14 protein-coding genes and 2 tRNA genes are annotated in these 15,218 nt (G+C 70.0%); 12 read left to right on the plus strand and 4 right to left on the minus strand.

Annotated elements, in window-relative coordinates; all coding sequences use genetic code 11:
- Positions 1-63: 63 nt before the first annotated feature.
- On the plus strand, positions 64-888 hold the full coding sequence (locus K1J60_RS36675) for a GNAT family N-acetyltransferase (RefSeq protein ID WP_220649965.1): 825 nt from the start codon (positions 64-66) through the stop codon (positions 886-888).
- 148 nt (positions 889-1,036) lie between these two features.
- On the opposite strand, the gene K1J60_RS36680 is transcribed toward K1J60_RS36675, so the two are convergent.
- Positions 1,037-1,555, minus strand: coding sequence for a DsbA family protein (locus tag K1J60_RS36680; RefSeq protein WP_220649966.1), 519 nt, complete (start codon positions 1,553-1,555; stop codon positions 1,037-1,039).
- 201 nt (positions 1,556-1,756) lie between these two features.
- On the opposite strand from K1J60_RS36680, the gene K1J60_RS36685 reads away from it, so the two are divergent.
- A complete protein-coding gene (locus K1J60_RS36685; protein ID WP_220649967.1) occupies positions 1,757-2,212 on the plus strand; it encodes a hypothetical protein in 456 nt (151 codons plus the stop codon).
- A gap of 181 nt (positions 2,213-2,393) precedes the next feature.
- Positions 2,394-2,546 (plus strand): hypothetical protein, encoded by a 153-nt coding sequence (locus K1J60_RS36690; protein WP_172639080.1) that lies wholly within the window; start codon positions 2,394-2,396, stop codon positions 2,544-2,546.
- An 88-nt stretch (positions 2,547-2,634) separates the two neighbouring features.
- On the opposite strand, the gene K1J60_RS36695 is transcribed toward K1J60_RS36690, so the two are convergent.
- Both K1J60_RS36695 and K1J60_RS36700 read right to left on the minus strand, forming a co-directional pair.
- Positions 2,635-3,195 (minus strand): CGNR zinc finger domain-containing protein, encoded by a 561-nt coding sequence (locus tag K1J60_RS36695; RefSeq protein WP_220649968.1) that lies wholly within the window; start codon positions 3,193-3,195, stop codon positions 2,635-2,637.
- Positions 3,196-3,505: 310 nt separating this feature from the next.
- The gene (locus K1J60_RS36700; RefSeq protein ID WP_004002642.1) at positions 3,506-3,919 is read right to left on the minus strand and encodes an SsgA family sporulation/cell division regulator; all 414 of its coding nucleotides are present in this window, start codon (positions 3,917-3,919) and stop codon (positions 3,506-3,508) included.
- A 191-nt stretch (positions 3,920-4,110) separates the two neighbouring features.
- On the opposite strand from K1J60_RS36700, the gene K1J60_RS36705 reads away from it, so the two are divergent.
- The 7 genes from K1J60_RS36705 to K1J60_RS36735 all read left to right on the plus strand — a co-directional run bounded on the left by K1J60_RS36705 (position 4,111) and on the right by K1J60_RS36735 (position 11,978).
- Entirely contained in the window at positions 4,111-4,590 is a 480-nt protein-coding gene (locus K1J60_RS36705) for a TIGR02611 family protein (protein WP_220651869.1), read from the plus strand.
- Between the two features lie 79 nt (positions 4,591-4,669).
- Positions 4,670-4,741: transfer RNA gene (locus K1J60_RS36710), tRNA-Val, on the plus strand.
- 547 nt (positions 4,742-5,288) lie between these two features.
- Positions 5,289-6,578, plus strand: coding sequence for an ABC transporter substrate-binding protein (locus K1J60_RS36715; RefSeq protein WP_220649969.1), 1,290 nt, complete (start codon positions 5,289-5,291; stop codon positions 6,576-6,578).
- The gene (locus tag K1J60_RS36720) at positions 6,578-7,582 is read left to right on the plus strand and encodes a carbohydrate ABC transporter permease (RefSeq protein WP_220649970.1); all 1,005 of its coding nucleotides are present in this window, start codon (positions 6,578-6,580) and stop codon (positions 7,580-7,582) included. Before K1J60_RS36715 ends, K1J60_RS36720 begins: the two co-directional genes overlap by 1 nt.
- On the plus strand, positions 7,582-8,481 hold the full coding sequence (locus K1J60_RS36725) for a carbohydrate ABC transporter permease (protein WP_220649971.1): 900 nt from the start codon (positions 7,582-7,584) through the stop codon (positions 8,479-8,481). The genes K1J60_RS36720 and K1J60_RS36725 overlap by 1 nt, the downstream gene beginning before the upstream one ends.
- 11 nt (positions 8,482-8,492) lie before the next feature.
- A complete protein-coding gene (locus K1J60_RS36730; protein ID WP_220649972.1) occupies positions 8,493-9,119 on the plus strand; it encodes a hypothetical protein in 627 nt (208 codons plus the stop codon).
- A gap of 111 nt (positions 9,120-9,230) precedes the next feature.
- Positions 9,231-11,978, plus strand: coding sequence for an exo-rhamnogalacturonan lyase family protein (locus K1J60_RS36735; protein WP_220649973.1), 2,748 nt, complete (start codon positions 9,231-9,233; stop codon positions 11,976-11,978).
- Between the two features lie 95 nt (positions 11,979-12,073).
- Here K1J60_RS36735 and K1J60_RS36740 read toward each other — a convergent pair whose 3' ends face one another.
- A complete protein-coding gene (locus tag K1J60_RS36740) occupies positions 12,074-14,530 on the minus strand; it encodes an SCO7613 C-terminal domain-containing membrane protein (RefSeq protein ID WP_259408071.1) in 2,457 nt (818 codons plus the stop codon).
- A 102-nt stretch (positions 14,531-14,632) separates the two neighbouring features.
- On the opposite strand from K1J60_RS36740, the gene K1J60_RS36745 reads away from it, so the two are divergent.
- Complete coding sequence (locus tag K1J60_RS36745; RefSeq protein ID WP_220649975.1) at positions 14,633-15,091, plus strand: SRPBCC family protein; 459 nt, start codon at positions 14,633-14,635, stop codon at positions 15,089-15,091.
- A 39-nt stretch (positions 15,092-15,130) separates the two neighbouring features.
- Positions 15,131-15,202: transfer RNA gene (locus K1J60_RS36750), tRNA-Val, on the plus strand.
- The last annotated feature ends 16 nt before the right edge of the window (positions 15,203-15,218 follow it).

Here is a 15,218-nt window from a genome sequence, read left to right on the forward strand (position 1 = left end):
TCCTGGACGAAAGCCCGGGATAATCGGCTGCCCCGGCGGTCCGGAGCGGGTAGAACACCCCTGATGACCACCACCCTGCGGCCCATCGAGCCGCTTCAGCACGCCGCCGACGGGACGCGCTCGCGTCGCTACCAGGTGTGTGTCAACAGCCGTCCCGTCGGCGGGATACACCTCGGCACGCGCCCCGACCCCGGGTCGACGGCCGCGCGGATCCTGGATCTGCGGATCGACGAACCGGACCGGCGGCGCGGCCGGGCCACGGTTGCGGCGCTCGCCGCCGAGGAGGTGGCCCGCGGCTGGGGCTGTCGGCGGATCGAGGTGTCCGTCCCGGCCGGCGCCGAGCCCGCCCTGCGGCTGACCCAGGCGCTCGGCTACGTCCTGCGCAACCGTGGTATGAGCAAGGCCCTCGGCGACACCCCACCCGAACTGCCCGAGGGCAGCAGGGGCCGGCCCATGACCGAGGCCGAGTACGGGCCGTGGAAGGAGGCCGGTCTGGAGGGCTACGCCCAGGACTGGATCACCCGTGGCATGCCGGAGGCGGAGGCGTACGCGAAGGCCGCCCTGGACTACGAGCGCTGTCTGCCGCAGGGAGTGGCCTCCGCGAACAACCTGTGCAGCGTGCTGGAGCACGAGGGCACGAGAGTCGGCACCCTCTGGCTCTGGCTGACCGACGACAGGGCCTTCGTGTACGACGTGGAGGCGGACACCGCCCACCGGGGCAGGGGACACGGCCGTACGCTGATGCTCCTGGCCGAGGCCCAGGCGATGGCGGCCGGGAAGCCCGTCATCGCGCTCAACGTCTTCGCGGGAAACTTCCGGGCCGAATGCCTCTACGAGTCCCTCGGCTACGAGACGACCGCCTACCACCTCTCCAAGCCGCTGCTCTGACGGCACGGGAGCGCGTGCGTCTCCGACGGCTCCGGAGCGCGTGGATCACCGGTGGCTGTGGGGTGTGCGGCTCCGCGTGCCCGTCGGCGGAGACCGCCCGCAGAGGTCGGCGGCCGCTGTCGGCGGCCGCTGTCGACGGTCCCGGTGGTCAGGTGTTCTCGGCCAGCAGCCGGTCGGCGATCTCCTCGATCCGCTCGCGCAGCCCCTCCTGACTCTTGCCGCCGTCGAGACGCTCGCCGCCGATGACGTAGGTGGGCGTGCCGGTCACGCCGATCGCCTTGCCCTCGGCCTGGTCGGCGTCGACGATCAGGATGTGCCGGCCGTCGATCAGCGCCGTGTCGAACTCCTCGGCGTCGAGACCGAGTTCACGTGCCGCCTCCACCAGGAACGGCTCCCCGGCCCGGCTCAGTTCCTCGACCCGGCCGAGCACGGCCTCGACGTACGCCCACGCCTGTCCCTGCTCCGCGGCCTCCTCGGCGGCCTGCGCGGCGGCGAAGGCGTGCTCGTGCTTCTCCAACGGGAAGTGCCGCAGCCGTACGTCGAGACGGTCGCCGTAGCGGGCCCGCAGCGCTCGGATGTCGTCGAGGGCGCTGCGGCAGTCGGGACACTGGAGTTCGCACCAGACGTCCAGGACGACGGCGGACGGCACGGGTGAGGAGTCGCTCATGGGATCAGTCTCCCAGCTTCCGGTCCCGTGCCGGGCCCGTGCCGGGCGTGGGCCGCACCTGCCCCGGGGAGGGCACCGACCCCGAGACGACCCGGAGATGTCCCTGAGGTCTCCCCGGACCATGGCATATCGGACGCGTGACGGTGCAGGATGGAAGGGACGCAACAGGAACGCCCGACCGAGCACCGCCTGGAGGACCGGATGATTGCCGAGACAGTGTGTGCCGCCGTCTCAGCGGCAGGCCTGGGCATCGCCGCGCTCACGGCGTATCGGAAGCGTTTCCTCCGGGCGACCCGTATCGCCGCCTACTCGCTCGTGCCGCTCGGTCTGGTGATGACCGGAGTCGTCGAGTGGGTGGCCGACACCGCGTTCAGCCCGACCGCGTGGGCCGGTTTCGGTGTGCTCGGCGCCGCCTGGTTCCTGTTCATGACCACCCGCGCCGTGGAGCGGCGCCGAGGGGTCACCGGCAAGGAGCACAAGGAGGCCAAGGCCTCCCGGACCGAGGCGATAGCCCCGGCGGCCTCGGCCCCTTCGCTGGGCCAGGGCGCCCGCCCGGCGTCCCGCCCGGCGGCGACACCTCGGAAGGCGGGTTCCGGTGCGTCCGGCGCGGACGACTTCAGCGACATCGAGGCGATCCTCAAGAAGCACGGCATCTGACCGCGGCGACCACAGCCTTCGGACGGGCCGAAGGCGCGCGGACTGAAACGACACAGAAGGTCGGGCAGCGGCGCCGAAGTGATCACGTTCGCTCCGTACATTGTGGATATTGGCGAACTCTCCGTCATTCCGGGTGGGTTGATCGCGCGGAGGGCCTGCGCTGCGTCATCATCGCCGCGAGATGCTGGACACAACACAGAGCGACACCACCGCCCCGCCAGAGGAGCGGCGAGGTTGTCTCTTCGCGCTCTCCCAGCCACCGCTGATGATCTTCCTAGCGGTGATCGGCTGCCTGCTGCTCATGGCGTCACTGCACGACCTGCTGATGCTGTGAGCTGTAAACGGAGCCCCTGACGTCACCCGTCGAGGGCTCCGTCAGCCCCCGTACGGCGCACCCGGACCGCGCCGGTCGGCGGCCCGTTTCAGCCCGCCGCCTCCTTGCGGCGTGCCCGGTAGGCGGCCACGTGCAGGCGGTTTCCGCAGGTGCGGCTGTCGCAGTAGCGGCGCGATCGGTTTCGGGAGAGGTCCACGAAAGCCCGTCGGCAGTCGGGCGCCTCGCAGCGGCGCAGCCGCTCCTGTTCCCCGGCGACCACGAAGAAGGCGAGCGCCATGCCGCAGTCGGCCGAGAGGTGGTCGGCCAGTGACGCGCCCGGCGCGAAGTAGTGCACATGCCAGTCGTAACCGTCGTGATCGGTGAGCCGGGGCGTGGTGCCCGCTGCGGCGATCAGGTCGTTGATCACGGCGGCGGCCGCGGCGGGGTCGGGGGCCGCGAAGACCTCCGCGAACCGGCCGCGGACCTTGCGTACGGCCGCGAGGTCGAGCTCCGACAACACTCCGACCTCGCTGACCTCGTGGTTTCGTACGAAGTCGGCGAGCGCCGCGACAGTCGCGAGCCCGTCGGTCGCCGTGTCGTTCTCCGGCGCGGTGTTCACCAGATCGACCACGGCGTCTAGGGAACACCGGGTGTCGTGGGTGATCAGCACGTTTCGCTCCCTGGCCTGCGAGGGTCGGGCGGGCGCCCGCCGATGCTGGCCGATGGTAATGGCTCGGCGAGGCGGCGGACCGGCGTGGACCGTCCTGGGGCACCCCTGCGGCACCCCTGGTACGAGCGGAACGGGCCAGGGGCCCGATTGGTGCCCGCGCCAGGTTCGTGTGGCCACGGCACGGCGACGCCGCCGCGCGGAGGTCCGCGACGACGGCGTCGATGGGTCGGCCTGAAGCCGTATTCGGTTGTCTAGGCCCGAGCCGTCTCCCCGAGTGGACGGCGCCGGGCGGCTCTGTGGCCCTCGCCTCCTAGCTTTCCGCCAGGATGTGCGAGAGCTCCTGATCGAGGTCGAAGTGCCGGTGTTCCGTGCCGGGAGGCACGGCGGCGTCTGTGCGCTTCAGGAAGGACTCCAGGGCCCGCGCCGGAGCTTCGAGGAGGGCTTCGCCCTCCGGGGAGCTCAGGGCGATGCACACGACGCCCTGACCGTGACTGCGCGACGGCCAGACACGGACGTCACCGGTACCGGTGGGCCGGTGCAGGCCCTCGGCGAGGAGGTCGCGGGCGAACACCCATTCGACCGTTTCCTCTGCTCCGGTGTGGAAGGTGGCGTGCACGGCGTAGGGATCGGCCGTGTCATACCGCAGTCCCGCGGGAACGGGCAGTGAGGACTCGCTCGACACAACGAGGCGCAGGTGCAGCTCGCAGCTGACCGTGGTGTTCATAAGCGCCAAGGCCTTTCGCTCAGTGTGCGCTCGGGGATTCGCACGTCGGCGAAATCGACATGCCACCTACGGTGCCGTTGTAAACCCCTCTGGGAGTTTTGCGTCGCTTTTGGTAGCTCATCCGGCCGAGACCGTCTTCTGTCGGTACGGCCATTCCGGTGACCGGTTTCGCTCCGGTAGGGTTTGGCTGTATGGATACGGGGAGTTACGGAACGGGGGAGGTCGCCGTGGCGGCCGACGGAACGAAGAGTGACACCGACGTAGCGAACAGTGAGGCCGATGTGGCCAAGGACGAAGCGCCGCTCGGCTCTCGTGCGCCGGAATTCGTCAGGGCGCGGCGGATGCTGCACCTGAGCTGGCAGGTGGCCATCTTCGTCGTCGGTCTGGCCGTCGTGGTCGCGGGTGTGATCATGCTGCCGCTGCCAGGCCCCGGCTGGATCGTGATCTTCGGCGGTATGGCGATCTGGGCGACGGAATTCGTCTGGGCCCAGCTGGTGCTCCGCTGGACCAAGCGGAAGGTCACCGAGGCCACCCAGCGCGCCCTCGACCCCAAGGTGCGGCGCCGCAACATCATTCTGACGTCGATCGGCCTGGTGATCGTGGCCGGCCTCGTCAGTCTCTACGTCTGGAAGTTCGGCTTCGAGATGCCCTGGAACATCAAGAACCAGTGAGCCCCGACGGGACGGCGCAGGGGATTGCGCGTGTGGTCTGAGGCACCCCCTGACATGGGGTAATGTTCTTCCTGCGTCCGGGCGATTAGCTCAGTGGGAGAGCGCTTCGTTCACACCGAAGAGGTCACTGGTTCGAACCCAGTATCGCCCACCGGATGATGACGACCCGGTCCACGGAAACGTGGGCCGGGTCTTTTTCGTGGTGGTGGCGCGCGGGTGTCGGGGGTGTTCGGTGACCGCGTGCGTCCTTCGCCCTTCTGGGGACCGGGAGGGGGCTGCGGGTCTGCGGTCTGCGGTGGCGTGCTGCTGCGACGCCCCAGGGTTCCTCATCATCTGGCCGGATCCAGCGCTTCTCGCCTCCTCGTGCGGCACTCGTGCGCGGTCGGCCCGCCGTGCTGCGGAGGCGGTTCGGGAGCGGCGGACGGGCTGCGCCCCACTGACTCCTTTCAGTCTCGCCCGTGAGCCGCTCGACGGCCCTCGTGACGTTCGACCCGTCGACTGCAACTCGCCTACCTGCGCTTTTAGTTGACCAGCCGTCACCTGCCAGGCCGTCTCGCCCGGAGCGGTGCCGGCTCCGCTTTCCATCAATTCCTGTCCGAATCATTGACGTCTCCTGAGGGTCTCCGTACCTTGTGCCAGCAAGCGCTTACTTGAAACGATTCATGGCGCGGGACGCAGCGTCGCGGGGAGGCTCAACCATGCAGCAAAACAGGAACGTTGAGAGGCGGACGGTCCTCAAGGCGGCCGGAGCCTCATTGGCCGTCGCGGGACTGGGGGCGACGGTCACCGCCTGTGGCGGTGACAGTGGCGCGGGGGACGGGACGGTGACGATCCGTTACGCCTGGTGGGGCGCGGAGGACCGCGCGGAGCGCATCAAGAAGAGCATCGCGCTTTTCGAGAAGAAGTACCCGAAGATCAAGGTGAAGACCGACTTTCAGCCGTACCTCGACTTCTGGAAGAAGTTCAACACCCAGGCGTCCGGTGGAAATCCGCCGGATGTGTTCCAGAATGCCATCGGTTTCCTGCGGAAATACGATGCCAAGAATGTGCTGCTCGATCTCGGCCCACAGGTCGAGGCGGGCAACCTCTCCCTGGACGGCTTCAGAGCCGGCCTGGAGAAGTTCGGCGAGGTCGACGGAAAGCTGCTCGGGATCCCGGTCGGTTCCAACTCGATGGCCCTGGTGATCGACAAGCCCGTCTACACCAAGTCCGGTGTGAAGCCGGAACAGGGGTGGACCTGGGACGACTTCGACGCGGCGATGAAGAAGATCCGCGACAAGGCGGGACGGGCCGGCGACAGCGGCATGTACGGCGTCATGTACCTCTACGACCTTTACCTGCGCCAGAACGGCAAGGCGTTCTTCACCGAGGACGGGCTCGGCTTCACCGAGGCGGACCTGAAGGCGTGGTGGTCGAAGGCCGAGAAGGGCATCGAGGAGGGCCTCTACGCCGATCCCAAGAAGGTCGCCCAGATCAAGCCCAAGTCGGCGGTCGCCGCTGAGCTCGCCGCCGGTGAGTTCACCTGGGACAACTTCACCGTCCGCTACACCTCCGAGGGCAAGAGCGAGTACGGCCTGGCGCCCATCCCGACCACCGACGGCAAGAAGACCGGCCAGTACCTCGGCTCCCTCATGCTCAGCGCGTCCAAGCGCACGCAGCACCCCAAGGAAGTCGCGCAGTTCATCAACTTCATGGTGCACGAGCCCGAGGTCGCCAAGATCATGGGCTACGACCGTGGGGTGCCCGCGACGCAGGCCCAGTACGACGCGTTCCAGCCGACCGACCCGGTCAACAAGGCCATCGCCGAATACGAGGAGTCCCTCGTCGCGGCGGGCGTCCTGGAGCCCATCACCCCGCACCCGAACGGCGCGGACATCTGTGAGGCCGCCTTCCTGCGCATCGGTGAGGAACTCGGCCTCGGCACCCGCACGGTCGACGACGCCGTCAAGCAGTTCTTCACCGAGTCGAAGACGGCTCTCGGCACCTGATGGGAACCACCGTGACACACGCCCCTGCGACGGAGGGCTTGTCCAAGGACGAGCGCTCCGAGCCGCGGCATGGTCCGGCCGAAGCCCCGAGCCCCGCCGCACTCAAGCGGCGGGGCCGCCGGGAGAACCTGGCCGGCTACCTCTTCATGTCGCCGTGGATCGCCGGATTCCTGCTGCTCACAGCGGGTCCGATGATCGCCTCGCTCTACTTCGCCTTCACCGACTACAACCTGTTCGACGCGCCCAAGTGGATCGGCCTGGACAACTTCTCCGAGATGTTCGCCGACCCGCGCTGGCGTCACTCGGTGCGGGTGACGCTGTGGTACGTCGTCGTCGGTACGCCACTCAAGCTGCTGCTGGCCCTCGGCGTGGCGCTGCTCCTGGCCCAGAAGCGGCGTGGACAGGCCTTCTACCGGGCCGCCTTCTACGCGCCGTCGCTCATCGGGGCCAGCGTCTCCATCGCGATCGTCTGGAAGGCGATCTTCTCCGACGACGCGATCGTCGACCGTACGCAGAAGATCTTCGGCATCGACGTCGGCGGCTGGACCGGCGACCCGGAAATGATCATCTACAGCCTGGTGGCGCTCACCGTCTGGCAGTTCGGCGCTCCCATGGTGATCTTCCTCGCCGGTCTCAAGCAGGTGCCGCGTGAGCTGTACGAGGCCGCCGAGGTCGACGGGGCCGGCAAGTGGCGGCGGTTCTGGAACATCACCCTGCCGATGATCTCCCCGGTCCTCTTCTTCAACGTCCTGCTGGAGACGATCCACTCGTTCCAGATCTTCAGCTCGGCGTACATCGTCGGCGGCGGCGCCGGAGGCAACGCCTGTGGTCCCGCGGACGGTTCGATGGTCTATACCTGCTATCTCTACGTCCAGGGCTTCGAGAACAGCCGGATGGGTCTGGCCTCCGCCATGGCCTGGCTGCTGCTGGTCGCGGTCGCGCTGGTGACGGCGGTGCTGTTCTGGTCCCAGAAGCGCTGGGTGCACTACGAGGAGGGTGCCTGATGAGCGCACAGGCCACCGAGATCACCCCGGCCCCGGCCCCGTCCGGGCGGGCGGGCGCCCTGCGGCGCGGACTGCCCGGTTCCCTCGCCTGGCACATTGGGTCGCTGGCGATCCTCGCGGTGATCCTCTATCCGGTGATCTGGGTCATCGGCGGCTCGTTCAAGAAGAGCGAGGACATCGTCGGCAGTCTGGACCTGCTGCCGAGCGACCCGATCATCGCCAACTACACCCGGCTCTCCGACGGCATCGCCGACATCCCGATCTCCACCTTCTTCGTCAACTCGCTCACGCTCGCGCTCGGTTCGGTGGTCGGGATCCTGGTGTCCTGCTCGCTGACCGCGTACGCCTTCTCGAAGATCAAGTTCGCGGGCCGCAATCTGCTCTTCACGCTGATGATCGGCACGCTCCTGTTGCCGTACCACGTTCTGCTGATCCCGCAGTACGTGCTGTTCCGCAACATGGAAATGATCAACACCTACACTCCGCTGCTCCTGCCGAAGTACCTGGCCACGGAGGCGTTCTTCGTCTTCCTGATGGTGCAGTTCATGCGGAACCTGCCCAAGGAACTCGACGAGGCGGCCCGCCTCGACGGCTGCGGGCACTTCCGGATCTACTGGTCGATCGTGCTGCCGTTGTGCCGCCCCGCGCTCATCACCAGCGCGATCTTCACTTTCATCAACTCCTGGAACGACTTCATGGGGCCGTTGATCTATCTGAACGAGCCCGACAAGTACACCGTCTCGCTCGGTCTGAAGATGTTCGTGGACCAGGACGCCGTGGCCAACTACGGCGGCATGATCGCGATGTCGCTGGTGGCCCTGCTGCCGGTGCTCGCCTTCTTCCTCGCCTTCCAGCGCTATCTCATCGACGGTATGGCCACCTCCGGTCTGAAGGGCTGAGGTGAACGACCATGGCACTCGCCCGCACCCGTACCCGTATCCGCGACCGTGCCAAGTCGGCCGCACCCCGTGAGGAGTCCCTGCTCGCCGAGCGGTTCGCGCTGTTCGCCGAGTGTCTGCTCACCGGGGTGTGGATCGCGCTGGCCTCGCTGCCGCTGGTGACGTACCCGGCCGCCTTCGCCGCGGGCTCCCGGCATCTGCGACGCCGCACGGCCCATGAGGGCGGCGGCTGGCGGGAGTTCGTGGCCGACTTCCGGGCAGCGGTGCGCGGCGGCTGGCTCGTCGGGCTCGCCGGGTGGGCGGCGCTGGCGGCGGTCTGGGTGGATGTGCAGGCCGTACGCGCCGGCATCCCGGGCGGGCCGCTGGTCGGCGCGATCGGGGTCCTCGCCCTGATCGGCGCCGCCGTCGCCGGACTCCGCGCGGCGGCGCTCTGGCGGCCCGGGGCCACCTGGCGGGCCCTGCTGGGTGCGGCCGGACGGCGGACCGTGCTCGACCCCGCCGGCTCCTTTCTGCTCGTCGGCGGACTGGCCGTGGTGGCCTGCTCCGCCTGGTTCGTCGCGCCGCTGGCGGTCCCGGTGCTCGGGGCCGTCGCGGCGGCGGCCGTCGCCGTGGAGGAGCGGTACCGGCGCCGCCGCTGACCGCAGCGGCGGCGCGCCGCACCCAGGTCGGTGTCCCCGAGGCGCCGCACCTGCCTCTGTCATGCCCCTGACTACCCGCACGCACGACTTCCTGTTCGGAAAGGAAAGGCCATGTCCCCCATCGACCGCAGGTCCCTTCTCAAGGCGGCCGCCGTCGCAGGAGCCGCAGCGCAGTTCAGCTGGGCGCTAGGGAGTTCGAACGCGCAGGCCGCGCCCGGAGCCGAGGCCGCGGAGGCGGACCCGGTGACCCTGGACTGGCTGGAGGACGGCGGACTCGGCGCCGCTCCCGGTTCGACCGTGGGTGTGCCGTGGCCGAAGGGCGCCTACGAGAAGGAACAGTCGTTCTCTTTGAGGGACGCGGACGGCAAGGACATCCCGGTCCAGTCCTGGCCGATCGGCTACTGGCCGGACGGCTCCGTGAAGTGGACCGCGCACGCGGTGGGCGCGGGCGCCGGCTCCGGCAAGCTCACCCTCGCCGCCGGCACGCCGGTCGCGCCGGAGAAGAAGGTCACCGTCGACAAGAGCGGCGGCACCATCGACGTCTCGACCGGCGTCATCACCGCCACGATCGGCAAGTCCGGCTCCACCCTCGTGAAGTCCGTACGGCGCGGCTCCACCGAGATCGCCCACACCGGTCGGCTGGTACTGCTCCGCCAGCCCGAGATCGAGGACGGCGACCAGGGCACCGAGAAGTACGAGCGCTTCGAGAGCGTCATCGACGAGGTCGAGGTCGAGCAGGAGGGCCCGGTCCGCGCGGTCGTCCGCATCGACGGCAAGCACCGCAAGGGAAGCCGCAGTTGGCTGCCCTTCTCGATCCGCCTCTACTTCTACGCGGGCGCCGAGTCCTTCCGCATGGTGCACACCATCACCTTCGACGGCACCCAGGAACCCGGAAAGGCCAGCGGCGACTTCATCCGAGGCATCGGCGTCCGCTTCAAGGTCCCGATGCGCGACGCCGCCTACGACCGCCACATCCGCATCGGCGGCGAGGGCACCGGTCTGCTGCGCGAGGCCGTCAAGGGCATCACCGGACTGCGCCGCGATCCCGGCGCGGCCGTGCGGACCGCCCAGTTCGAGGGCAAGAAGCTGCCCGACCCCTCGACGTGGGACCAGCGGGTCACCACCCGCCTGCAGTACATCCCCGAGTGGGGCGACTACACGCTCTCGCAGCTGTCCGCCGACGGCTTCGGTGTCCGCAAGCGCACCAAGAAGGGCCATGGCTGGATCCCGGCAGGCGGCGGCCGCAGGGCGAGCGGCTTCGGGTACGTCGGCGGCGCCTCCGGCGGGTTCGCCTTCGGCCTGCGTGACTTCTGGGAGAAGTTCCCCGCGCAGCTCGACATCCGCGACGCCCACACCGACACCGCCGAGATCACCCTCTGGCTCTGGTCGCCCGAGGCGCAGCCCATGGACCTGCGCTTCTACCACGACGGCATGGGCCAGGACACCTATCCCGAGCAGCTCGAAGGCCTCAACATCACCTACGAGGACTACGAGCCGGGGTTCGGCACCCCCTACGGCATCGCCCGCACCAGCGAACTGCTCTTCTGGGCCCACGAGTCCACGCCCGGCGCCGAGGACATGGCCAAGCAGGTCGAGGCCGTCCGCACGCCCGCGCAGCTCGCCGCCCCGCCCAAGCAGCTCATCAAGGCGGGCGTCTTCGGCAAGCTGTTCTCCGAGCCCGACCGGTCCACCGCCGCCAAGGCGAAGATCGAGGACCACCTCGACTTCCTCTTCACCTACTACAAGGACCAGGTGGAGATGCGCCGGTGGTACGGCTTCTGGGACTACGGCGACATCATGCACAGCTACGACCCCAGCCGTCACCAGTGGTGCTACGACGTCGGCGGCTACGCCTGGGACAACTCCGAGCTCTCGCCCGACCTGTGGCTGTGGTTCGCGTACATGCGCTCCGGGCGCGCCGACATCTTCCGCTTCGCCGAGGCCATGACCCGCCACACCGGCGAGGTCGACGTGTACCACCTGGGGAAGTGGGCGGGCCTCGGCACCCGCCACGGTGTCCAGCACTACGCCGACAGCGCCAAGCAGCAGCGGATCGCCAACACCACCTACCGCCGCTACTACTACTTCCTCACCGCCGACGAACGCGTCGGCGACCTCATGCACGCCAACGTCGACTCCGACGAGACGTTCCTCGTCCTCGACCCCATCCGCAAGATCCGCACCGAGCCCTACACCCCCGACCGCAACGCCCTGTCGATCGGCTTCGGCACCGACTGGTCGGGGCTGGTGTCGGCGTGGCTGACCGAGTGGGAGCGGCGCGGACCCAAGTGGGAGAAGGCCAAGGCCCGCGTGCTGTCGACCATGGAGACGATCGCGGCCCAGCCCAACGGATTCGTCCAGGGCACCGGCCTCTACGACCTGGACACGGGCAAGTTCGCCGTCGCGGACAAGCCCGTGGTGGGGGTCTCGCACCTGTCGGCGATGTTCGGCCTGGTCGAGATGTGCGCGGAGCTCCTCGACCAGATCGAGATGCCCAAGTTCAAGGAGGCGTGGCTCGACTACTGCCGCTACTTCAACGCCACGAGGGCCGAGCAGACCGCCCGTTACGGCTCCCACTTCGGGACCCTGCTGCTCTTCCAGGGCCACTCGCGGCAGGACGCGTACGCCGCCGTGCAGTTGAAGGACGACAAGCTGGCGGCCCGCGCGTGGCGGCAGTTCTACAACAGTGCCGACACCTGGGACTACAAGGAGTCGACCGACTGGTCCACGAAGAAGATCGAGGGCCCGACGGCGCTCGTGCCGGGCAGCGAGGCGGCATGGGTGTCCACCAACGCGACCGCGCTGTACGGGTTGGCGGCCATCCAGAACCTGGCGCTCGTGGGCGACAAGATGCCCTGACGTTCCGCTGGAGGTGCCCGGGGGCTTTGGGGTGCCTGGGCTGGGTGGGGAACTGCGGGTCCGTCGTGGCCGGTCGCGCAGTTCCCCGTGCCCCTTCAGCTGAGCTTGCCCAGGAGGTTCCGCATGCGGCGTGCGTCGCGCAAGCGCTGTTCGTAGGTGGCACCCGCCGCGAGCAGGGCAAGACCGGCGAGTGCGGGAGGTACCCAACGGGGGAGGGCGTCCACGACCTGGGCGATGTAGGGGGCCAGTTCGTGCAGGGCGACCAGGGCGAGGGTGGCGCCGCCGAGGAGCAGCGGGGCCTGGAGGCGGTGGCGGGCGCCCAGCAGGGTGACGGTCAGGGCGGCGACGCCCAGCAGCAGGGGACGGAGCCAGTGGGTGTCGCCCCAGGCCGCGAAGAGGCTCGGGACGAGCGTGACGGCGAGTCCCGGGCCGTACGCCGTCCAGGACGAGACCGTCACGTCCCGGCGCCGGCGCAGTCGGCCGACGAGCAGGGCGGGGAGGGTCACCGGCAGGGTGTACGCCTCCGGTGAGCCGACCTCCCAGACCGCCAGCCGCACCCAGGACGCCGTCACGAAGAGCGCGGCGGCCAGATGGCCGAGGTGACGGCGGTCCGGTCGTACGGCTCGGCCCGTGACGATCACTCCGCACAGCGCGAGGGTGAGGGCCAGCAGCGGCGGGTGTACGGACGAGAGGGCGATGGCCAGAAGGCCGGCCGCGGCGCCGGTCGCCTCGACCGGGATCGTCATGGGCGAGTCGTCGAGGCGTGTCGCGACCAGGGCCGCGATCGCCGGGACGGTCAGGACGAGCAGGGCGGTGTGCTGTGGCTCCCAGCCGGCGGACGCGCCGATCGCGCAGGTCAGGGCCGTGGCATGGACGAGCGAGGCGGGCGCTGCGAGGACGCCGAGGTCGGTGCGCCACGCCGCCGCCGCGAACAGGACGGTCGAGGTCGCGAGGGCGATGAGGGTCGCGGGTTCGGTGGCCAGGGAGTGCAGGACCAGGCTCACGGAGGTGACCAGGGCCAGAAGGGTGCCGGTGAGCGGCAGAGGCGACCGAAGGCGGTCGGCCGCCGTGGACGGCTGAGGCCGCTCGGGCGCCGCCGACCGTGCGAGCCCGGCGAGGGCCAGGGTGACCACCAGCAGGAGCCCCTGGGCCATCAGCCCGGCCGCGTACGGCAGTTCCAGGACCGCGGGGAGGACCAGGACCGTCGCCCAGGTGAGGACCGAGGCGCCGACCAGTGCCGGGGTCCGCCACGGGGCGGTGCGTCCGGTCAGGGCCAGCACTCCGGCGACGGCGGCGAGCACGAGGGGGACGGTCGCCGTGTTCGGGGGCCACGGAGCGTCGAGCGTCACCGCGGCGCGGGCGTCCGCGGGCGGGCCGGACCAGATCCGCTCCAGCAGGCTGACCGGGCCCAGCAGCGCGATCGTCACCACCGGCACCGTGGTGGCCAGCGCGAGGCCCTGGACCACGGCGGAGGCGTGGACGAGACCGCGCCGTACGGGCTCGGGGGCCTGTACCCGTACGGCTGTCAACAGGGCGAGCCCGCAGAGGAGATGGGCCGGGACCGTCCACATCTCGGGCAGGACCGCGCGGGCGATGCCGCCGAGGCCCGTCACCACGAGAAGCCCGCCGGTGAGGGCGGTGCCGAGGGCCAGGGCGGGCTTCGGGGCGAGCCAGGCGGTCGTGAGGGCGATCACCGCCGCGAGGGCGAGGAGCGCCGCCGCACGGGCGGCGGCGCTCGGGCCGGTGGCGGCCCACGAGAGCCACCCGGCCGCCGACACGCCCAAGGCACCCCAGCCGGCCGCGCCGACCACGGCGACGATCCGTACCGGCACGAGGGACACCCGGAGCGCGATCGCGGTGTCGGCCGCCGCTGTCACCAGCAGCACGGCCGTGACCGTCTCCACACTCGCGTTCACCGCGAACGACCAGAGGAGGAGCGGGAGTTGCGCGGCGCCCAGCGCGAGGGGAAGCGGCAGGCCCAGGGCGGTGCGGGGCACCGTCGAGCCGGACTCCGCCGCCCCGGTCGGCAGCGCGCCGAGCCCCAGCCCGTACGCCGCCCACACCGTCGCGAGCACCGCCGCCGCGGCCGCCGCGTACCCCGTGCCGTCCGCCCCCGTGAAGGCGACCTCGTGCAGGGCGTACGCGTCCAGGACGGTCAGGGCGAGGCCCAGGCCCGCCACCGCCTCGGCCGTCGAACGCAGGCCGCGTCGGAGGAGGAGCACGGGAGCGCCGAGCGCGGCCACCGTGACCGCGCCGAGCACCAGCGCCCGACCCGCGATGCCCATGTGCCCCCAGCTGACCAGCGTGAACGCGATCGCCGCGACGGTCAGCAGGACGCCCCCGAGGATCAGCAGCACGTTCTGGACGCGGGGTGCGGTCGCCTCCGGGCGCCGTACCGGCGGTGCGGCGGGCGTGGGCCCGGGCGCGGCGGCGTACAGGGCGCTGACCAGCCACGCGCGGCGGCTCAGCAGGAAGGCGCGGCGGGCGTCGAGGTGCCGCAGCTCGGCGTCGAGGACCCGCAACTCCTCGGCAGGGGACGGAAAGGACGTCATGCACCGGAGTGTGGTCCGCGTCACGGCGTACCACATGAGTGCTGATACTCAGGCCGTACTCAGATCCCGCACGACCAGGCCCTGTGCGGGCAGAATCCGACCATGGACTGGTGCCACTACCGCTTCCGCAGCCACTGGAACCTCCCCGCTCGCCCCACCGCCGTGTACGACGTGCTCCAGCGCGCCGACGACTACCCGCACTGGTGGCCGCAGGTCCGCGAGGTGACCCGGATCGACGACACCACCGGCACCGTCCGGATCCGCTCGGTCCTTCCGTACGACCTCGCCTTCACCGCGCGCGAGGTGCGGCGCGACCGGGTGGCCGGCGTCCTGGAGATCGAGATGACCGGTGACCTGGACGGCTGGGCCCGCTGGACGCTCACCGCCGCCGGGACCGGCACGCTCGCCCGGTACGACCAGGAGGTCGAGGTCTGCAAGAACCTGCTGCGACGGCTCGCCGTACCGGGGCGGCCCGTGTTCCGCGCCAACCACGCGCTGATGATGCGGGCGGGACGGCGAGGACTCACCGCGTACCTCACGGCGGATGGCCAAGCGGTTTGAACCAGACCCGTCGGGACCTGTATTGTTCAGTCCGTTCCCGGGCGATTAGCTCAGTGGGAGAGCGCTTCGTTCACACCGAAGAGGTCACTGGTTCGAACCCAGTATCGCCCACCGGGAAAAGGCCGGT

The sequence above is a fragment of the Streptomyces akebiae genome (assembly GCF_019599145.1).
Lineage (GTDB): Bacteria > Actinomycetota > Actinomycetes > Streptomycetales > Streptomycetaceae > Streptomyces > Streptomyces akebiae.